Origin of the sequence: Collinsella sp. 4_8_47FAA, from assembly GCF_000763055.1 — a bacterium.
Lineage (GTDB): Bacteria > Actinomycetota > Coriobacteriia > Coriobacteriales > Coriobacteriaceae > Collinsella.
On the sequence record NZ_KN214135.1, the window covers coordinates 540,379 to 559,671 of the forward strand.

The 19,293-nt window shown below is 62.1% G+C and carries 17 protein-coding genes; 2 read left to right on the forward strand and 15 right to left on the reverse strand.

The genetic code is table 11. The features are described 5' to 3' along the window. Positions 1-551 precede the first annotated feature (551 nt). From HMPREF9463_RS05730 to HMPREF9463_RS10725, 6 genes are all read right to left on the reverse strand, one after another. The gene (locus HMPREF9463_RS05730) at positions 552-1,661 is read right to left on the reverse strand and encodes a hypothetical protein (protein ID WP_035137686.1); all 1,110 of its coding nucleotides are present in this window, start codon (positions 1,659-1,661) and stop codon (positions 552-554) included. Between the two features lie 11 nt (positions 1,662-1,672). Further along, entirely contained in the window at positions 1,673-2,479 is an 807-nt protein-coding gene (locus HMPREF9463_RS05735; protein WP_232219761.1) for a ComF family protein, read from the reverse strand. Positions 2,480-2,581: 102 nt separating this feature from the next. Beyond that, positions 2,582-4,282 carry a PSP1 domain-containing protein gene (locus tag HMPREF9463_RS05740; RefSeq protein ID WP_035137687.1) on the reverse strand — a complete coding sequence of 567 codons (1,701 nt, stop codon included), beginning with the start codon at positions 4,280-4,282 and terminating at the stop codon, positions 2,582-2,584. Then, positions 4,273-5,400, reverse strand: coding sequence for a DNA polymerase III subunit (locus HMPREF9463_RS05745; RefSeq protein ID WP_035137688.1), 1,128 nt, complete (start codon positions 5,398-5,400; stop codon positions 4,273-4,275). The genes HMPREF9463_RS05740 and HMPREF9463_RS05745 overlap by 10 nt, the downstream gene beginning before the upstream one ends. 1 nt (position 5,401) lies before the next feature. Continuing rightward, the gene (gene tmk, locus HMPREF9463_RS05750) at positions 5,402-6,085 is read right to left on the reverse strand and encodes a dTMP kinase (RefSeq protein ID WP_035137689.1); all 684 of its coding nucleotides are present in this window, start codon (positions 6,083-6,085) and stop codon (positions 5,402-5,404) included. A 251-nt stretch (positions 6,086-6,336) separates the two neighbouring features. Beyond that, positions 6,337-7,275: a serine hydrolase gene (locus HMPREF9463_RS10725; RefSeq protein ID WP_198019935.1), complete on the reverse strand. Its 939-nt coding sequence runs from the start codon at positions 7,273-7,275 to the stop codon at positions 6,337-6,339. Between the two features lie 318 nt (positions 7,276-7,593). On the opposite strand from HMPREF9463_RS10725, the gene HMPREF9463_RS05760 reads away from it, so the two are divergent. Next, a complete protein-coding gene (locus HMPREF9463_RS05760) occupies positions 7,594-8,640 on the forward strand; it encodes a zinc-ribbon domain-containing protein (RefSeq protein ID WP_035137690.1) in 1,047 nt (348 codons plus the stop codon). Positions 8,641-8,785: 145 nt separating this feature from the next. On the opposite strand, the gene HMPREF9463_RS05765 is transcribed toward HMPREF9463_RS05760, so the two are convergent. From HMPREF9463_RS05765 to HMPREF9463_RS05795, 7 genes are all read right to left on the reverse strand, one after another. Further along, positions 8,786-11,377, reverse strand: coding sequence for a DNA topoisomerase I (locus HMPREF9463_RS05765; RefSeq protein ID WP_035137691.1), 2,592 nt, complete (start codon positions 11,375-11,377; stop codon positions 8,786-8,788). A 54-nt stretch (positions 11,378-11,431) separates the two neighbouring features. Beyond that, complete coding sequence (gene hypB, locus HMPREF9463_RS05770) at positions 11,432-12,115, reverse strand: hydrogenase nickel incorporation protein HypB (RefSeq protein WP_035137692.1); 684 nt, start codon at positions 12,113-12,115, stop codon at positions 11,432-11,434. Positions 12,116-12,170: 55 nt separating this feature from the next. After that, positions 12,171-12,527 (reverse strand): hydrogenase maturation nickel metallochaperone HypA, encoded by a 357-nt coding sequence (gene hypA, locus HMPREF9463_RS05775; RefSeq protein WP_022093859.1) that lies wholly within the window; start codon positions 12,525-12,527, stop codon positions 12,171-12,173. 6 nt (positions 12,528-12,533) lie between these two features. Continuing rightward, the gene (gene tatC, locus HMPREF9463_RS05780) at positions 12,534-13,325 is read right to left on the reverse strand and encodes a twin-arginine translocase subunit TatC (RefSeq protein ID WP_035137693.1); all 792 of its coding nucleotides are present in this window, start codon (positions 13,323-13,325) and stop codon (positions 12,534-12,536) included. Further along, the gene (locus HMPREF9463_RS05785; RefSeq protein ID WP_035137694.1) at positions 13,325-13,885 is read right to left on the reverse strand and encodes a twin-arginine translocase TatA/TatE family subunit; all 561 of its coding nucleotides are present in this window, start codon (positions 13,883-13,885) and stop codon (positions 13,325-13,327) included. The genes tatC and HMPREF9463_RS05785 overlap by 1 nt, the downstream gene beginning before the upstream one ends. 153 nt (positions 13,886-14,038) lie before the next feature. Then, positions 14,039-14,353 carry an STAS domain-containing protein gene (locus tag HMPREF9463_RS05790; RefSeq protein ID WP_035137695.1) on the reverse strand — a complete coding sequence of 105 codons (315 nt, stop codon included), beginning with the start codon at positions 14,351-14,353 and terminating at the stop codon, positions 14,039-14,041. A 51-nt stretch (positions 14,354-14,404) separates the two neighbouring features. Then, the gene (locus HMPREF9463_RS05795; RefSeq protein WP_035137696.1) at positions 14,405-15,709 is read right to left on the reverse strand and encodes an aspartate aminotransferase type Ic; all 1,305 of its coding nucleotides are present in this window, start codon (positions 15,707-15,709) and stop codon (positions 14,405-14,407) included. Positions 15,710-15,858: 149 nt separating this feature from the next. Between HMPREF9463_RS05795 and HMPREF9463_RS05800 the strand changes: the two genes are divergently transcribed. Beyond that, positions 15,859-16,113 carry a hypothetical protein gene (locus HMPREF9463_RS05800; protein WP_022093864.1) on the forward strand — a complete coding sequence of 85 codons (255 nt, stop codon included), beginning with the start codon at positions 15,859-15,861 and terminating at the stop codon, positions 16,111-16,113. Between the two features lie 527 nt (positions 16,114-16,640). Here HMPREF9463_RS05800 and nhaA read toward each other — a convergent pair. Both nhaA and HMPREF9463_RS05810 read right to left on the reverse strand, forming a co-directional pair. Then, entirely contained in the window at positions 16,641-17,999 is a 1,359-nt protein-coding gene (gene nhaA, locus HMPREF9463_RS05805; protein ID WP_035137697.1) for a Na+/H+ antiporter NhaA, read from the reverse strand. Between the two features lie 267 nt (positions 18,000-18,266). Then, the gene (locus tag HMPREF9463_RS05810; RefSeq protein ID WP_035137698.1) at positions 18,267-19,190 is read right to left on the reverse strand and encodes a manganese-dependent inorganic pyrophosphatase; all 924 of its coding nucleotides are present in this window, start codon (positions 19,188-19,190) and stop codon (positions 18,267-18,269) included. Between the last annotated feature and the right edge of the window lie 103 nt (positions 19,191-19,293).

The following is a 19,293-nucleotide window of genomic DNA, read 5'->3' on the forward strand; positions in this document are numbered from 1 at the left end:
TAGAACGGACGGTGCGGCTTACATCTAGGACGCGCCATGATCGCGCCGCGCGCACGCGGTCGCTTACGTGGATCCCTTTGACCGCGTCTGTCTTGGACTAGGATGGACATTTTGTCCGTCCGCAACCACAGCCTGGCAGGAACGTAGCGCATTATAGCTAAGTTCAAGCTAAAGTTTAAGGTTAGGGGCGTCATTCGCACCGTGAGCACAGATTTTGCAGGTCGGAGCGGACTATTCGTGCCCCCATGAAGCCCGGAGCTCCTCTACGGGGAGCTCCGGGGCACCCGTCTCAGGGTGCCGTGGCCAAAAAATAGCAAATATGAGTACTGTTACCAATTTAGTAGCAGACAATTTTGGCCTCTCGGACAGATTTTGCGCTCAGTGTCGCCAACCTGATGCTTAGTTATTCTACATTTGTTTATTATCTTCTTACTTTACGACGCCTCCGAGTCCTAAATTCCTTGATTTTGCTGTTACTGATTTAGTGACAGTACTCATATTTGCCATATTTTGGCCAGGGCATATGATTAACCCCCTATTTTCGACGCGAATTAGACCGGCTTAAGCCCAAAACACGCCCGCAGCGTGTTAAGCAACGCCTCTTGCTTCTTCCTGCGGGCATCGACACGATTCCGGTACCGCTTTCGCATACGCTGGTGGATGCGCCATGCGAGCGCTTCCATCGCTTGCATGTCGCAGAGCATTTCGTTGTTGACCGTCGCGACCTCGATTCCCATAGTAATCAAGCCCGTGTTGCGTTTTTCATCATGGATACGTCCCCTCCGGGAGGAATGGCCCAGCTCACCGTTGTATTCCAGGTCAAACCGGGCTGTTTCCTGATACGCATCGCAAACTGCATGCGGCATCCCCGAGATTGACTGCGCGCGGTCATCGAACTCGATCTTGTAGTCGGTCTTAAAGGGACCGCAGGCAAATCCGCCATATGAAAACGGAAGCGAAAACAGTGCGAGCATGATGCACTCCATGGGTGAGCGCAAGTTTTCCGACAGATAGGGACACAGGCGCAGCAGTTGTTTGGCCACATTCCCCTTGCATGCCGCAAGGTAATCTGCCAGGCGATCGGGCGTCAGCACCGGCTCGACTTCAAAGTAGCCCACGTCTGCCGGTTGATCCTTGTCCTTTGCAAGTCTATTCGCAACAGGCGAGGTGTAGGGAGGCAGATACTTCCCGCGATCGCTTAGTGAAATCTTGGAACACAGTTCCTGGGCCAGTGCAAACGCCTGGATACAGCCGACCTCGCGGGCGACGGCAACACAAAGGGCCTCGGGAGATAGGCTGTACACCCCCGGTTCCACCTCTAGAATCGAGCCGACAGGCAACCCGGAACACACGGACCAGCCCACGCCAGGCATGCGTCGGCGCTGCGCCGCAGATCCCACCAGCAAGCACAGATCTTCTTGCACCTCGCCGCTTTTGGCTCCAATTCGCACCAGGTCGGGAAGATAGATATCCTCGGTCGAAGGCGATGACGTACACAGCACGCGGCGCTCTTCATCGGGATTGAGGTCCTTCCAGCCGATGTAGCCCATCTGCCGGCGCTCGGCTCGAATCATACGCAACGCCGAGGTGCCCGTCAGGATCACGGAAGCCGCTAGCTGCTCTTTTGTCGGTTTGTTGCACTGCCTGATTGTTACCGCCACACGAATCACCCCTACCAAACGCGTGCGATAGCGAGGCCATCAACAGCCGCGGCACCAGCGCGCTTGAGCTCCGCCGAAGCCGCTGCCATCGTCGCACCCGTGGTGATAACGTCGTCGATAAGCAGCAGGCGGCGGCCCCGCACGTCCTCAACGGTCTCGTACATGCCTCGGGCGCGTTCACGGCGTTCTTCACGACCGAGTTCACGCTGGTCGCCATGGCCGTACTTAACGAGGGCGTCGAGCAGCGGAACACCCGACAGCTCGCAAAATGGGCGCGCGATGGCTTCCATATGATCGAAGCCGCGTCGCCGAAACGCCGCCGCCGTCGCGGGCACAAACACCACTGCATCGGCGCCGGACAACACACCGCCCAAGCGTTCGGGTGCCGCAACCTGGGCATGTAAGGCGGTGTCGTATAGCAGCTCTGCCAGATACGACGCCAGGCGTCGCTCGCCCGCGTCTTTGTACGCTTTAATGATCCGCGGCAGCGGATGCGTGTAAACGGCACATGCCAGGCACCGGTCGAGAGCTTCGGCCATCGCCGAGGACGTACCCTCGACCGAGCACTCGGTGCACAGCAAGTCTCCAAACGGGGCGCCGCATCGAGTGCAGCTATGCCGCGGGTCGATGAGCGCGAGCGCGGCCAGGCAGTCTTGGCAAATAAGCGCACCGGCGCGCTCGCAGCCGGCACATCGCGTGGGCGACAACGCCTCAAGCGCCTCGTGCGCCGCCCGCTCGGCAAACGGTAGCAATTCATCCGCAAACGGTAGGATGTCGGCACCTTGCAGGCATCCCAACACATTCAAATGTCTCTTCACGACACAACCCTCCCTACGCTCGGTCGCAGGGAGGGTTGTTGATTCAGCGTCATGGTACCCCGACGCGTTTGGGGTCAGGCAGGTTAAATCCGTTTGCGTGCACTATTCGCCGGTGGGCGGTTGCGGTGCGGACGAGTTTTGGGTCGAGCCCTCACCGCCATCTTGACGCGACTTGCGGGAACGACGACGGCGACGGCGCTTCTGGCCCTGGTCGGCCGAACCCTCGCCACCACGATCTTCGCGCGACTCGCGTTCGTCGCGAGCAGCGCCGCGCGCGGCCTTGGCAGCCGCCCCTCCGCCATCTCCAGGGCGACGGCGCGTGACCTTGACCTCGCCATCCGAGACCTGATCGGCCACGGAGGGCACCGAGGGCTTTTGCTGCGTGCCCGAGGAATGGCGACGACGCGGACGCGGGGCGCGCTCGTCATCGTTGCGCTGCTTGCCACCCTTGTCGGCAGGCGTATCGGAACCCGAACCACCCTTGGGGGCGGCACCGGCTTCGCGAGCGGCTGCGGCGCGGAAGGCGTCCTCGCGCTCCTCGCTCGACAAATGACGGCGGCGACGGCGCGTGGGATTCATGCCACCGCCGCGGTTTTGCTGCTGAGGCTGCTGAGCCTCACGCTCGCGGGGAGAATTCTTGCCTGCGGGAGCAGCCTCGCCGGCATCGCCCGAACCCGAGCGCTTGCGGCGACGACGTCCACCGGCAGCCTCCTCAGCCTCGGGCGCCTCGGCCTTGCCGCGACCCTTACCGCGGCCGCGACCCTCGCCCTGGCTCTGACCGGCACGGGTATCGGCGTCCGCATCGCGACGGCGGCGCTTGGGCATCGACGTGCCGGCCAGACGGTCGGCGCTCGACAGGCCATCGCCCACGTCGACGCCGTTCTCGCGGTCGAGCTCCATAAGCGCCAGGCGCATCTCGGGCGACTCGATACGCTCGAGCACATCGCGCGTCACGCAGTCGGGACGGCAGTTGCAGCCCTGCTCGGCAGCCTTCTTTTTGCAGCCCTCGGAGCAGGTCATGTCGGCCAGGTTGACCTTAAAGACTTTGCCGTTCTCCAGGCGCAACACCAGCTGCTCACGCGGCGTGTCATATTCCTGGATGCGCGCCTTGCCAAGCGGCGTATCGATAAGCGTCTTCTTTTTGGGCGCGCGGCTCTTAAAGTCCTTGTACGCCTCGAACTCGTAGCGCAGGCAGCACATCAGGCGGCCGCAGACGCCGCTAATTTTGGACGAGTTGAGCGGCAGGTCCTGCTCTTTTGCCATGCGGATCGAAACCGGCTCAAACTGTCCGCCAAAGCGCGTGCAACAGAGCTCCTGGCCGCACTGGGCATAGCCGCCCACCAGGCGGGTCTCGTCGCGCACACCGATCTGGCGCATGTCGACGCGAATGTGCAGCGTCGAGGACAGGTCCTTGACGAGCTGACGGAAATCGACGCGCTCCTCGGCCGCAAAGTAGAACACGGCCTTCTCGCCGCCAAACAGGTACTCGACGCCGACCGGCTTCATCTCGAGGTCGAGTTCCTTGACCAGACGGCGGAAGTCGACCATGGCCTCGTCACCCTGGATAGCCAGGTCATCGGCAAGCTGCAGGTCGATGTCGCTCGCTACGCGCAACACGGGCTTGAGCGGCTGACCGATTTCGTCGAGCGGCACCTCGAAGGGATCGGCCGTGACCAGGCCGATCTCGGTTCCGCGCTCGGTAGAACAAATGGCATAATCGGCCTCGAGGATATCCAGATCCTGTGGGTCGAACCACAGGTCGCGCGAGGCGTAGGTAAACTTAACGGGTACGACTAACGGCATTTCAGTGCCTTCCTGATATCGAACAGCATGACCTCGATGGCCAGCTGGGGAGTAACGTTTCTGGCGATGTTGCGCTCAGCGGTGGCAACCGCCTCGAGCGCCTGGGTGGCACCCGCAACATTCGTCGCCGCGGCAAGCCGCCCGATCGTGTCGCGCACGTCCTCGTTCACAACGTCTGCCGCCTCATCCTGAAGCGTCAGCAGCACGTCGCGCATGAGCGTCCGCGCGCTCGCCAGCGCTTCCATGATACCCGAACGCTCGCGCGCGTTGAGTTCGCGCTTGTTGCGGTCCTCAAGCTGCTTCAATGCTCCACGCGACAGGTAGTCGGCATTTTGCTCGAGCACCTTTTCCTGCGTGGACTTGACCTCGGCGAGCGGCGCCTTGACGGCGACGATGAGCGACTTAGCGCGACTGAGCACATCGGCCTCGTCGGCGGCGATGAGCGAGTCGATGGCACGGACCATCTGGCGACGGGCGTCCTGGCGCTCGGCGCTCTTAAGGAACTCGATGCCACGCGTAGGGCTTCCCGCCACGGCGACGGCCATGCGGCAGCGCGCGGGATCCTGACCGGTGGCGCGGCTCACGGCCTGCGCGGCCACAGTGGGCGACACCAGCCGAAACGGCACGCACTGGCAGCGGCTCACGATGGTGGGCAGCATCACGTCGGCCGAGGTGCCCAACAGGATGAACATGACACCCTCGGGCGGTTCCTCGAGCGTTTTGAGCAGCGCGTTGGCGGTGTTGGCGCGCAGCTGCTCGGCACGGTCGATGATGTAGACCTTTGCCTTGGCGCGGATGGGCGCCAAGGGCACGTCGTCGAGCAGCTCGCGGGTCTGCGCGATGAGGTAGCCCGTAGCGCTTTCGGGGGTGTAATAATGCACGTCGGGGTGCGTATGGCGCGCGACGCGCACGCAGCTGTCGCACGAACCACAGCCGTCCCGCTCGCACAGGAATGCCTGGGCAAGCGCCCATGCGGCGTCGAGCTTACCGGCCCCGGGCGCGCCCAAGAACAGGTAGGCGTGCGATGCGCGGCCGCTTGCGATGGCGTTGGTCAGAAAGTCGCGCACGCGTTCCTGGGTGTCGAGCTTGGCCAGCAGGCTTGTCTGCGCGGGGGCCATGTTACTCAGCCTCCTGGGCAAGCGCGGCGGCGACGGCATCTTGGGGAATGTCGAGACCGTGCGCGCGAACCAGCTCGACCGTTTGCGTGAAGACGTCTGCGATCGACGCAGTGGCGTCGATGAGCTTTACGCGGGCGGGCTCCTCGGCAGCAATGGCACAAAATCCCCGATAGACGCGCTCCTGGAAAGCCATGCCCTTGGCCTCCATGCGATCGGCCACACCACGGGCCGCCATGCGCAGCGCCGCCTGCTCGGGCGTGATGTGATAGACGAGCGTGAGCGCCGGATGCGTACCGGCGACAGCCAGGTTGTTGGCATCGCGCACCATCTGACGGTCGAGGCCATCGGCAAACGCCTGGTAGCAGGTCGTGGAATCGTAGAAACGGTCGCATAGGACCACCTTGCCGGCAGCGAGGGCGGGAGCTATGACCTCGTGCACCAGCTGGGCACGCGCTGCCTCGTAGAGCAGCAGCTCGCAGGTGTCGCCCATCGCCGTATTGGCGGGGTCGAGCAGCAGGGCGCGAATCTTTTCGCTGATGGCGGTGCCGCCCGGCTCGCGCAGAGTTACGACCTGATAGCCAGCGAGGTCGAGCGCGCGGGCCAGCAGGCGCGCCTGCGTGGACTTGCCGGCGCCATCGACGCCCTCGAGCGTGATAAAGCTATGTTGAGCGGGCTCAGAAGCCATGGGCGCATCCCCTTCCCACAAGGCGCGAAAGTGCAAGTTATAGCAACCAAGCCATGATACCCCAGCGTCCGGCGCACCCCAAATCCCACCTAGTCATTGGGGACGTTCTTAAATGACTAGGCGACAGTTAGGAACGTTCCTAAAGTGCCGGCCGAAGAGGAATGTCCCTAACTGCCGACCCTCTAAGTTGCGGTGAAATAGGGACTAGATACGCCTTCTAACAGCAAATACAATCCCTATTTCACCGCAAGTTAGGAGTGGGCGCGGGCGTTGATGGCGAAGGAAATGTCGCGCTCGAGGGCTAGGGCCTGCTCGCGTTCGAGGTCCTGGGTGAGGATTGCCAGCACGTAAGGGCGCTCGGCGTAGACGATTGCGGCATCGTGCTGAGCATTCGCCAGACTGCCCGTTTTGTGCGCGACCAAAACGCCGCCGGGAACGCCCTCGACAATACCGCGTGCGTCTTCCTGCGCCAGCAGATATCCGCGCGCTCGCTCGCACAGCTCGGGCGTCGCGATTGTCCCCGCCGCCAGTCGCTGCAACACGACCGCAGCATCACGGGCGCTCGTATAGTTCTCGTGACCCTGTGCCTGGGCCTCGGCATCCATCATCAGGCGAGCAAGCACGGTCTGGGTCAGCCCCAATGCGGCACACGTTTCGTTGACCGTATCCATGCCCAGTCTGCCGATAACAAGGTTCGCTGCCACGTTATCGCTCTGGGCGATCATAGCGTGCAGCAGCTCGTCAATACTGTACGACACACCCGCGCCGCGCGACTGAATGTTGCCGCTGCCACCCACGATATCCTGTTGCGTTACCGTTATCTGCTCGTCGAGGGACAGCTCGCCCGCCGTCACGGCCTCGAGCGCACAAGCGAGAATGGGAAGCTTGATGATGCTTGCCGCCACACGTCGCGCGTCCGGCGCCACAGCGACTTCACCATCGAGCGACGCGAACGTTTGTGGATCAAGCGCCACAGCATAGACCGAAGTAGACCCACTATACGGCTCGGCAAGGGCTTCGATATCTTGCTGAATGGCAGCGATCCAAGAAGCCCGGGAAACAGCTTCCGCCTTTTGAGCGGACGGATGATTCGCTTTTCGTTTGGCAGGGGCAACGGAGCCCCCAGCCTCGTTGCGGCGCGCGGCACAGCCGCCGAAACTCATCACCGAGGCAAGCGCTCCGGTCAACATCCCGGCACAAAACACTCGACGCGAGCAATCGCGCGCAGCGAGGGGCGCATCCCCCGGCGGGAACCGGAACGCCTCCGTGTTATCGCCGCCACCCCGACCTTGCTCGCCGCAGTACACAGACTCACTCCCCACCATCGCATTCTACCGAGCCGTCGATAAACAGCCGCGCCGGACACCCAGCGCGCCGCACTCATTGTGACGCATGCGACAGGGCTTGTGCGGCGCGACTATCCTCACACAACCAGTTGGGCCGGCGCGGCCCAACCGCACCTGAACCACCTTATAATCTAGCCAACACATCGAATGGAAGGAACCATCATGTCCCGGTTTTGTACCCATTGCGGCAAGCTTCTGAATGACGACGAGCGTTTTTGCACCAGCTGCGGAACGCCGGTAACCGATGATGGCCAGGCCTCTCAGTCGCAAGAGGATGCGCAGGCGGCCGAACATGCCGCCGCGCCCGACACCGCCTTCGACACCGCCGCGACCACGGTTCAGTCTGCGCAGCAGCCCACGGCGACTCAGCCCCAGCAGGCAGACGTGACCGTACAGTCCGCCCATCAGCCCGCGCCCGCTCCCCAGCCGGAAGCTGGCGCGACGCAGCAATGGGCGACGCCAGCCGGCTCCGCGCCGCAGCAGCCCATACCGACCGCCGCTCCGCAGGCCGGTGCTCCCGCCGCGCCCAAAAACAACAACGCTCTGCTTATCGGCATCATCGCCGTGCTGGTCGCCGTGATTATCGCGCTGGTCGCATTCTTTATGATCGGACCGTTCAACAAGAACGCCGACGATTCCAAGGGCACAACCATCGAGAAGGTCAAGATCGACCACGATAACGACGATGCGTCCGTCAAGGGCGACCCCAACAAGCTTGACGATGATGATGACGATGACGTCCACGATGCCGCCACCATCAGCGAGCAGAACGTCTACGACCAGCTGAGCTCCTACTACAGCAGGCTCTCCGATCTTGATCAGCAGGTTCGCGACTGCGCCACCACATTCAACACGTATTACCTTAAGGATGACCGAAGCTCGCGTCAGTCGGCCAGCGATGCCGCCGAGGCGCTCGAGGATCAGATCGACGACCTGAAGGACGAGGTCGAGGACCTGGACGTTCCCATCGACTCGCAGAATTACAGCTCGTGGAAAGATATCATCACGCTCTATGACGACCTGGAGAATCGCATCGACGTCATTTGCGACGCTTGGGAGATCAGCCTTGAGTACTCCAGCCCCGCAAACCACAAGGACGAGATCGTGGCGCCGCTGGCGCGCGACAACGTAGCGGGCACCAACGACAACAAATACCGTCTGGACTTTGAGGACCGCTACCCCGGCGCCGCACCCGTCGAGGTGAAGTAGCGCTTTGTCGTTCCCGAGCCGGCAGTTAGGGGCGTTCCTAAACTGCCGGCAGAAAAGGAACGTCCCTAACTGCCGGATAAAAAAACGAGCGAGGATTTTGAGGTCCTCGCTCGTTTTTGTTTTGAGTGACGTTTCGACCGTGCGGCTACTTGTCGGCAGCGGTCTTTTTGGTAGTCGACTTCTTGGCCGTCGTCTTTTTGGCGGTCGTCTTCTTGGCAGCAGTCTTCTTTGTCGCCGTGGTCTTCTTTGCCGTACTCGCCTTGGTCGTGGTCTTGCGGCCGCGGGCGGGCTTCTTCTCCTTGGTCGGGCAGTCCATGTTGACGCAGATACGCCACGGACCGCGCGCTGTGTTGACCACCACGATGGGAGCGCCGCACTCGGGGCAAGTCTCGCCCGTCGCCTCAAGCTTGCCGCGCGCCGGCAGCGGATAGCTCACGCCGCAATCGTCATAGTTGGTGCAGCGGATAAAGCGCTTGCCGCTCTTTTCGCTCTTGTGCGCGATCAGGTCGCCATGGCGTCCTGCCTCGGCGCACACCTTGCACTCGCCCACCTTAAGGTCGGGCTCGTAATTTGTGGGGCACGTGGGGTTCACGCAAATCTCGAAGGCCTTCTGGCGGAACGGCTGGCACTTAATGCGCGGCGCGCCGCACTCGGGGCACACGGCCGCCTCGCCCTCGAGCGGGCTTACCTTGACGCCGCTCGGCACCGGATAGGTCACGTCGCAGTCGGGCCAGCCCATGCAGCCAATGAAGCTGCCGCGGGTCTTGGCGCTCGTCTTCATAACCAGGTCCTTGCCGCACTTGGGGCAGGCGCCCACGCGCGCATCGGCTGTGACGGCGTCGCTGATGGCGTCGCCCAGCTCCTGCGTGTGCTTGAGCAGCTCGTCGAGCACGCCGGCCAGCAGCGCGCGCGAGTGCGTCACAACATGCTCTTCGGTGTCCTCGCCGCGCTCCACACGGGTCATATCGCCATCGAGCTCGCTGGTCATATCGGGGCTCGTGATGCGCGGGGCAAACTGCGTCAGCGCGTCGATGATGGCGATACCCAGCTGGCTCGGCTCAACGGGATCATTTTTGAGATAGCGCACGGCGTACAAACGCTCGATGATGCTCGCACGCGTGGACTTGGTGCCCAAGCCGCGCTTCTCCATCTCCTGCACGAGCTTGCCCTGGCTGTAGCGCGCGGGCGGCTCGGTCTGTTTGGCCTCGAGCTTAATGTCGAACACGTCGACCGTATCACCCTGCTCCAGCGGCGGCATCTGCTCGTCGCGCTTAAGGCCGTACGGGTACGCCTCGCGGAAACCCGGGGTCACGAGCACGTCGCCCGAGGCCACGAACGGCTCGCCATTCACGTCGAGCTCGAGCTTGGTGTTCTCGATGGTCGCGGGCCCCATGAGCGTCGCCAGGAAGCGGCGGGCGATGAGGTCGTAGAGCTTGCGCTGGCCACCGTCGAGCGTGGACGGATCGCCCTCGCCCGTAGGATAGATAGGCGGGTGGTCGGTGGTCTCGACTTTGCCGCGCGTGGGCTTCATGGGGCCGGCGAGGACCTTTTTGCATACGGGCGCCAGCGCCGGATTGATCTTTGCCAGGTCGCTCACCACGGCGCCCAGGTCGAGCGTCGCAGGGTACACGGTGTTGTCGACACGCGGGTAGCTGATGAGGCCCGCCATGTAGAGAGACTCGGCGATGCGCATGGTACGCGCAGGCGAGATGCCCTCGGCTGCGGCAGCAGCCTGCAGCGAGGTGGTCGCAAACGGCGTGGGCGGCTGCTGCTTACGCGAGCGCTTGGTCACCGCGGCAACGGTCGCCGTCGCGACACCGTCGACATGGCCGTACGCCGTCTCGGCAGCATCTTTGTCGGTAAAACGCGCCGTCTTGTGAGCGATCTTAAAGCGGTCATCCTCGGCAGCGCCCTGCGCGGCACCCATGCCGCGGATCTGCCAATAGTCCTCGGGCACAAACGCCATGCGCTCGCGCTCGCGCTCGACCACCAGGGCGAGCGTCGGCGTCTGCACGCGGCCGGCAGAGCGCACGTTACCAAAGCCGCCAAACTTGGCGAGCGTCAGGTAACGCGTGAGCACCGCGCCCCAAATGAGGTCGATGTGCTGGCGGCTCTCGCCGGCGTCGGCCAGATTCTGGTCGAGCGAGACGAGATTATCGAAGGCCTGCGTGATCTCGGCCTTGGTAAACGAAGAGTACTGGGCGCGGGCAACCGGCAAGTCCGGCGCAACCTCGCGCACCTTGTTGAGAGCGTCCGAGCCGATCAGCTCGCCCTCGCGGTCGAAGTCCGTGGCGATAATGACGCTGTCGGACTTTTTAGCGAGGTTCTTGAGCGAACGAATGAGCTCCTTCTCGGCCGGCAGCTTAATAACGGGTGCCCAGGTGAGGTAAGGCAGGCTCTCGAGCTTCCAGCCCTTGATGGAAATGCCATCGGCAAGAAACGGCTTGCGCTTGGTGTCGTACGGCGGGCGGGCCAGGCCATCGGGTATATCGGCCGGCAGCATCTCGCCGTCTTCGGTCACCGAATACCAACCCAGCTTTTTATCGAACAGCACGCTGTCGCAAAAATCGGGCGCCAGGATGTGACCGGCAAGGCCGATGGTCACGCACTCCTCGCCCTTCCACTCAAAACGGTAGATGGCGGTGTTGTACACCTTGTCCTTTTTGGGTTTACCCGTGGACAGCCGCTCGGCGATCTGACGCGCGGCGTCGTTTTTCTCGGCGATGATGAGCTTCAAAAGAGGCTCCTATCTCGTATCTCTGCGGCTACGCCCGCCCGTATGGCGGCCGACTTACGCCCTTGCTTGCTCAATCTGCCCGATGAGCCAATCGCACCAGGCATCCATGCCCTCGCCCTTGCGCGCGCTCACGGCAAACCGCGGCGCCTGCGGATTGAGGTCATCGAGTGTCTTAGTATACCTATCCATGTCAAAATCGAAAGCCGGAGCCACGTCGACCTTGTTGAGCAGCTGCGCGCCGGCGTGCTGGAAGATGCCCGGGTACTTGATGGGCTTGTCGTCGCCCTCGGGCACCGAGAGGATCATGATGGACAGGTTCTCGCCCAGGTCAAAGTCGACCGGGCAGACCAGGTTACCCACGTTTTCGATAAAGATGACGTCGATGTTTTCCAGACCGACGGCCTGGTCGAACGCGTCGACAGCCTCCATGATCATGTTGCCCTCGAGATGGCACAGGCCGCCCGTGTTGATCTGGATGGCGGGCATGCCGGCTTCCTTCATGGTGATAGCGTCGACATCCGAGGCGATATCGCCCTCGATGACGGCGCAACGCAGGCCCGCCTTGTCGCGCAGGCGCTCGTTGGTGCCCAGAATCGTAGTGGTCTTGCCCGAGCCAGGGCTCGACAGCACATTGATCACATAGGTGCCCGTCTCTTTAAATCGCTGACGCAGCTGATCTGCCAGGCGCTCATTGCGCGACAGGATCGGCGACGCGATATCAATCGTCTTCTCGGCCATACTTAGCGCTCCTTACTTTGGCCCCTTTATACCCCATCACCAGATGGCTAGCGGGCTAATCGTCGGGGGTTTCGATTTCGATACTCGCGATATCGAGCTCGCGGCCGTGCAGTAGGCGCACGTTGGCACCACCACACTGGGGACAGCGACAGTGGAAGCGATCGTGGTCGAAAACCTCGCCGCAGTCCAAGCATTCACTTTGCGGATGGACTTCCTCCACGGCAAGCTCGCAGCCGCGCGTGAGCGGGTCCTCGTCGCGAAACGTCTCCCATGCAAAGTCGAGCGCCTCGCGCACGACCTCGGTCATATCCCCGATACGCAGCGTAACCAAAACGGCGCGTGAGGCCCCCGCCCCACGCGCCGCGCGAATCACTGTATCGAGTATGCCGTTGACAATGCCAACCTCGTGCATACCGATTTACTCCTCGTCGTCCTCATCGTCCGAGAACAGGTCCAGACGGCTCACAAACAAGCCCTCCTTGCCCTCGCGCGCGATAATGACCACACGGGCGATGGCGAGCGAAATCTCGTAGAGCGAGAGCAGGGCGCCGTACATAAGGCCCAGGGTGACGGGCGATCCGTCGGGCGTGATCACAGCCGAACCCACGAGCAGGCCTACGTACACGTAGCGCCAGGCACTGCGGAAGGCCGCGTAGGAAACGATGTGGAAGACGGACAGGTAGAAGATGATGAGCGGCAGCTCAAACGCCACACCAAAGCCGATCATAAAGAGCAGCTCCATGTTGACGTAGTTCTCCAGGTCGGGCAGCGCCGTAGCGACGGCCGAGGTTTCGCCGATGAGCCACTCAAAGCCCGCAGGGATGATGATGAAGTAGCAAAAGATTGCGCCCAGGAAGAACAGCACCGTCGAGGCGAGCACCGTGGGCACGACCCACTTGCGTTCGTTGGGGCGAAGCGCCGGCAGGAAAAATGCCAGAATCTGCCAGATGATCATGGGCGTGCACATGACCACGGCCATCTTGATGGCCAGCGAGAAGCGCAGACCAAAGCCACCGAGCGTGGTGGTGATGTAGAACTTGCCGTCCGGCACAAAGGAGCGAATGGGGTCTTCCAGGATGTCGAGCACCACGGGCGTGGCGAAGTACAGCACGATAGCGGCGGCAAACACCGAGACGACCACGATGGTCAGGCGGCGACGGAGCTCTCCCAGGTGATCGAAGAGCGGCATACGCGCAGGTCCGATAGGCATTACTCATCGCCCCCCTTCGGGGCGTCGGCGGCAGCGGCGTCGTCCTCGGCCTCGAGCTCGCGGGCGAGCTGGTCGACGACGGCCTTGCGCTTGCGGGGGCGACGGGCATAGAGATCAGCCGTCGTGGGCTCTGCCGGCTCCGGCTCGGGCTCTGCAGCAGGCTCGGGCTCGGGCTCGACGGCGGTATCGGCAGCAGCGGCAGGCTCGGCGCCCTCGCCCTCAGCAGCACCCTCGCTTGCAGCCTTCTCGGCGGCAAGGCGGGCGCGACGCTCGGCAAAGGTCTCCTTCTTGGCGGGCGCTGCCGTCTCGGCGGCATCCTCGTCCGCATCGGAATCGTCGTCGACGGCAGCCTTCTTGGGCTTGACCGGAGCCGACGCGGCCTCGCTCACCGGATCGATAATCTCGGACTGAACAACGGCCGTCATCTTTTCCTGCGTCTCGCGGAACTGACGGATGGCACGGCCGATCGTGCGGCCCATCTGCGGGAGCTTATCCGGGCCAAACAGCAAAAAGCCGAAGACCACGATGATCGCGAGCTCACCCTCTCCAATACCAAACACACATACCTCCAAGGCTCGATGTGAGTCGAGCCCGCACCGCGCCATTCGGCCGGAACTCGTCTATTCATTCGGTCAAGTATAGCGCCCGGACGCCAAAACGTCCGAGCGCATCACAAACATATGCCAAACGGCACGCCCTTTTGGGAGCAAAGACTATGCCGCGGTGATCGAAATCTCCTGGTCGACACCCAACAGCTGAACCACGCGCATCACCGGGGGCTGCACATTGGTGCAGCTAAAGCGCTTGCCGTGGTCGACCGCGTGGTGTGCGGCGCCCACGAGCACGCCAATGCCCGTCGAATCAATGTAGCTCACCTGGGCAAAATCGAGCTCAACGGCCTCGGTGGGCTGCTCGAGCGCCAGGTCGATAGCATTACGCAGGCTATCGGCGTTAGAGATATCGATCTCGCCGGTTACCTTAATGGTGTAGAGCTCTGGCGTGGGGTTGGTGGAAATACCCAAATCCATGTATACGCTCCTTTACGTATCGAAAGTGCGGATAGTACGGGAAGCCGCGCGTTAGGCGCGCTCGGCACGCGCAAGCTCGGCAGCGACGAGCTTAACGGCCAGCACCAGCACATCGAGCGCGGCCTCCAGGTCCTCGACCGTGGGATAGCTCGGCGCGATGCGGATGTTGGTGTCGCGCGGGTCCTTGCCATAGGGCCAGGTAGCACCGGCCGGCGTGAGCTTGACGCCCAGGTCGGCGCAAAGCGCAGCAACCTTCTGGGCCGAGCCCTCGGGACCATCAAAGCTCACAAAGTAGCCGCCGCGGGGGTGCGTCCAGGTGGCGCAGCCCGTGTCGCCCAAGCCCTCGGTGAGCTTGCGCTCGACGGCCTCAAAGCGCGGGCGCAAGAACTCGGCATGCTTTTTCATGTGCTCCCTGACCGCCTCGATGGTGGGAAGGAAGCGCACGTGACGCAGCTGGTTGAGCTTGTCGGCGCTGATGAGACCGGCCTTCAGGCGCTTGGAGAACTCGGCGATGACCGCGGGGCTCGCGCCGATAAAGCCGATGCCGGCGCCCGGGAAGGTGATCTTGGACGTCGAGGCAAAGGCCACCACACGGTCCTCGGTGCCCGCCGCGCGAGCGAGGTCAAAGATGTTGGCGAGCTCGTCGGTTTCGTCGTACAGGTCGTGCACGCAGTAGGCGTTGTCCCAGAAGATGCGGAAATCGGGCGCGGCCGTGGGCATCTCGACCAGGCGGCGCACAGTGTCCTCGCTAAAGGTGATACCCGTGGGGTTGGAATACTTGGGCACGCACCAGATACCCTTGATGGAATCGTCGACGGCAACGAGGCGCTCGATCTCGTCCATGTCGGGGCCGTTGTCAGTCATCGCGACGGGGACGTTCTCGATGCCCAAGTCGGCGGTGATGCCAAAGTGGCGATCGTAGCCGGGAACGGGGCACAGGAACTTGACCTTCTTGCCGTCGTGCGCGGCCTCGTAAGCCTCCCAAGGCTCGCTGCCGCACGAGCCGCAACGCCAGAACATGCCGGCGATGTCGTGCTCAATCAGCAGGCTCGACGAACCCAGTACGAGCGTCTGCTCGGCGGGACAGCCCAGGAACTCCCCTGCCAACTTGCGTGCCGAGGGAATACCCTCAAAACAGCCGTAGTTGGAACAATCGACGTTGCCGTCGTGCAGATCGGCGTCGGCATTGAGGATATCGAGCATGGGTCGAGAGATGTCCACCTGGGAGGGCGACGGCTTGCCGCGGGCCATGTCGAGCGCCAGGCCCTTGGCCTTGACCTCGGCGACCTCGGCTTTGAGTGCCTCGATAGCGGCATCGAGTTCGGTGGTTTCCATCTTCTGGTAGATCGTCTGCATGGGTGCGACCTTTCGCGAAGCGGGACGTTGCAGTTCGTCTAAGTATAGACCGCCACCGCCGCAACGTTATGAAGCCGTGATAGATTAAGTCCATCGCAATAAATTACGAATCGCCGCGCATGCCGGCGTAGGGCGCCCAAGGAGGCACTATGGAGTATGGATCGTTCCAGGCCGAGGAATTCGGCGACTTGCAGCGCCTGGTCGACGGACTGTTTTACGACCGCCACGCCATCGACCGTCTGGACCTGATCGTACAGGCCGAAATCTTGGACCTGGCGCCCGATCTCATGGAGATCGTCAACCTGCTACCGCCCGGCTATTACGACCGCCAGTCACTTTGCGACCAGCTCAACTCCGCCTTGGCCGCCCACGGCTGGGGTGCCGTCTACGGAACGGTGGAATAGCCCTAGTCATTGCGGACGTTCTTAAACGACTAGGTTAACGCCGATGTTTTGGCAGCGTCAGCGAAAACGACCCTAAGCGAGCAAGGTGACGTGAAATGAAAGGGCGCTGACCTTCTGGTCGCGCCCTTGAAATTAAACGTCAGATTGCCGCTTAGGGTCGCTTGCAGCGTCGAGCAGTTGCGCGGTTTGGTAAAACCGCGCAACAAAAGGGCCTGTGGTCAAAAAAGAGCAAAAATGAGTACTGTTACCTTTTTAGTAGCAGCGATTTTTGGTCAAAATCGACAACCTCGAGCCCGAAACTCCTTATTCACCGTCAACCGGCGCTAAATTGAAAGCCGATGACCGCTTATTAACGTACAGTATTTACGGTTTTGTCCATTATTTTTTGCTCGCAAAATGAAACGCCGTTTGTGGCAGTACTCACAAACGGCGTTTTTTGACCACAGGGGTATTCAACGAATGGCAGACATTGCTCTAAGCCACATTTTGCACGCGCTCGAGACATTACCAACCAAGTTTTAGCGCCCCTACTCGTTCTTGGGCGCGGGGTGCTTGCAGATCACACTCATGTAGATCATGCCAAGTACGGCCGCGGTGACAGAGCCGGCGAGAATAGCGGCCTTGGCAGCCAGAACCTCAAACTGGGCCGTCGGGAAGGCGAGGCCGCTGATGAGAATCGACATGGTAAAGCCGATACCGCCCAGAATGCCCACGCCGGCAATCATATGCCAGTTGACATTGTGCGGCAGCTCGCAGGCCTTGAGCTTGACCAAGGCGAACGTCATGCCAAAGATACCGATCGGCTTACCCAGCAGCATGCCAAAGTACACGCCGAGCGTCACTGGGTCGGTGAGCAGCGTGCTCATGTCCACACCCACTAGGCGAACCTGTGCGTTCACGAACGCAAAGATCGGCAGAATCACAAAGTTGACCGGCGTGGAGATCAGACGCTCCATGCGGATGAGCGGCGGGGTCACGCGGTGCATGACGCGCTCGACCCTGGTGGTCGAGACGGTAAAGTCGTGCTGGCCCAGGATGTGCGCCTCGTCGTCGTAGCGGTCATCGAGCAGCGGCAGGCACTCGCCCAACCAATCGGTAAGGCTGTCGAGCTTGACACCGCACTTGGCCGGGATGGTAAAGGCCAAGATGACGCCAGCAAGCGTGGCATGTACGCCGCTCTTGAACATGCAGAACCACAACAGCAGACCCAGAACCGAATACGGAGCAAGGCGGTAATGCTGCGTCTTGTTGAGCCACACGAGCGCGCAGGTCACAAGCGCGGCGGCGCCCAACCAAAACGGATTGGGGCTCTGACCGTAGAAGATGGCGATGGCGGCGATGGAAATGAGGTCGTCGGCGATGGCGAGCGTCGAGAAGAACACGCGCACGCCGTTGGGCACGCGATTGCCCAAAAGCGACAGCACGCCCAGCGCAAAGGCAATATCAGTTGCCATGGGGATGGCCCAGCCGTTGTGCGCGCCGGCATGGTTAAAGATCAGGTAGATGCAGGCGGGAACGACGACGCCGCCCACGGCCGCCAGCATGGGGAGCATGGCCTGGCGCGGGTTCTTGAGCTCGCCGACCGTCATCTCGTACTTAAGCTCGATGCCCACTAGCAAAAAGAAGATCGCCATGAGGAAGTCGTTGACGAAAAGCTCAACGGTAAGACCGGCCGTCAGGTTACCCAGACCCACATACAGCGGGGTCTCCAAAAAGTGATGGATGGCCTCGTAGGCATCGGTATTGGCGCAAATGACGGCGGCGATGGCGGCGAAGACCATGACGGCGGCGGAAATCGTGCCGTTCTCGGCGATGCGCTCCCAAATGTCGTGACGCTCAAAACGCTTGCGCTCACGAACGTTAAACAGCTGCTCGGGTGCTGCCATGGGCGGCTCCTTTCACGGGATGGCTCCCGTCTTAAAAAAGCACGGCCCGCCCAAGTGGCGGCGCCGCGCTCTAACGTATTACGCTTGCATCTAGCCTACCCTGCACGACAAGCACGCAGGCGTGGCCGAAAAGCGGAACCACAGGTTGAACATTATTTGCTCAACGGCACGGGCACGCCTGTCCAAGAGACGACGCGGCGTCGTGCACAAAAAACGACCGGAGCGCGGGGCGTCCGCGATCCGGTCGTGGCGTTTGGTCAACTAAACCTAGCAGGCGGCCATGATGGGGGCAGCGACCTGCTTCTTACGGGAGAGGACGCCCGGCATCCAGACGCCGTCATGCTCGTCGGCAATGCCCAGGCCCTTCTGAGCAGCCTCGGTCTCGCCCTCGAGCAGGACCTGCGAGCCCTCCTCCATGATGTCGGTGATGCACAGGACAATGCCGTCAGCACCCTTCTCGGCGGCGTAGGCACGCATGGCCTCGCGGATCTCGTCGATCATGCCGAGTGCACGGCTCTTGTCGACGGTCTCGTACTGGCCAATGAGCAGCTTCTTGCCAGCGGGCTCGAACATCTTGATGTCGTTACCGACCATCTCGGCTGCGGTGAAGGAGCCGGACGGACGGGTAAGGAAGACCTCCATGCCAAACTTGACCGGGTCGACGCCCACCTGCTCGCCGAGCTTGGCGGCGACGACGCGATCGACAGCGGTGGTGGTGGGGCTCTTGAGCATGAGCGTATCGGTCATCATGGCCGAGAGCAGCAGCTTGGCCTGGACGTCGGAAAGCTCAACGCCGAGCACGGCGGCAAGCTTGGTGACGATGGTGCAGCTGGAGCCCCAGGGCAGGCAGATGTAGTGCAGCGGGCCGGCGGTCTCGAAGTCGCCGATGCGGTGATGATCGACAACGCCAAAGACCGTGGCGTCCTTAAGGCCGGCGACGGACTGGGCAGACTCGTTGTGGTCGGTGAGGACGACGAGCTGACCAGCCTCGACGGACTCGATCACGCGGGGCTCGGCGATGCCGGCGTCGGCGAGCAGCTTGGCGGACTCGGCCGGAAGCTGACCAAGGGCGCAGGCCTCGTAGGTGTTGCCGGCATACTCAACCTGGTTGAGCAGCTGGGACAGGACGACGGCGCTCATGATGGCGTCGTTATCGGGGTTCTGGTGACCAAAGACAAGAACGTTTGCCATGGATATCCTCCACTTGATATGTGTACTTGGACGTAGCTATGGTAGCACGCCGATGCCGAACCTTCGCAGACGGAAGGGCCACGGCATATTTTGGGGCGCAGGC

Bases quoted from the DNA above. Each gene is read 5' to 3' on its own strand.
- hypA (WP_022093859.1), bottom strand. From the start codon at position 12,527: ATGCACGAGGTTGGCATTGTCAACGGCATACTCGATACAGTGATTCGC.
- hypB (WP_035137692.1), bottom strand. From the start codon at position 12,115: ATGGCCGAGAAGACGATTGATATCGCGTCGCCGATCCTGTCGCGCAAT.
- HMPREF9463_RS05745 (WP_035137688.1), bottom strand. From the start codon at position 5,400: ATGGCCCCCGCGCAGACAAGCCTGCTGGCCAAGCTCGACACCCAGGAA.
- HMPREF9463_RS05740 (WP_035137687.1), bottom strand. From the start codon at position 4,282: ATGCCGTTAGTCGTACCCGTTAAGTTTACCTACGCCTCGCGCGACCTG.
- HMPREF9463_RS05760 (WP_035137690.1), top strand. From the start codon at position 7,594: ATGTCCCGGTTTTGTACCCATTGCGGCAAGCTTCTGAATGACGACGAG.
- HMPREF9463_RS05810 (WP_035137698.1), bottom strand. From the start codon at position 19,190: ATGGCAAACGTTCTTGTCTTTGGTCACCAGAACCCCGATAACGACGCC.
- HMPREF9463_RS05795 (WP_035137696.1), bottom strand. From the start codon at position 15,709: ATGCAGACGATCTACCAGAAGATGGAAACCACCGAACTCGATGCCGCT.
- tatC (WP_035137693.1), bottom strand. From the start codon at position 13,325: ATGCCTATCGGACCTGCGCGTATGCCGCTCTTCGATCACCTGGGAGAG.
- HMPREF9463_RS10725 (WP_198019935.1), bottom strand. From the start codon at position 7,275: ATGTTGACCGGAGCGCTTGCCTCGGTGATGAGTTTCGGCGGCTGTGCC.
- nhaA (WP_035137697.1), bottom strand. From the start codon at position 17,999: ATGGCAGCACCCGAGCAGCTGTTTAACGTTCGTGAGCGCAAGCGTTTT.
- HMPREF9463_RS05800 (WP_022093864.1), top strand. From the start codon at position 15,859: ATGGAGTATGGATCGTTCCAGGCCGAGGAATTCGGCGACTTGCAGCGC.
- HMPREF9463_RS05790 (WP_035137695.1), bottom strand. From the start codon at position 14,353: ATGGATTTGGGTATTTCCACCAACCCCACGCCAGAGCTCTACACCATT.
- tmk (WP_035137689.1), bottom strand. From the start codon at position 6,085: ATGGCTTCTGAGCCCGCTCAACATAGCTTTATCACGCTCGAGGGCGTC.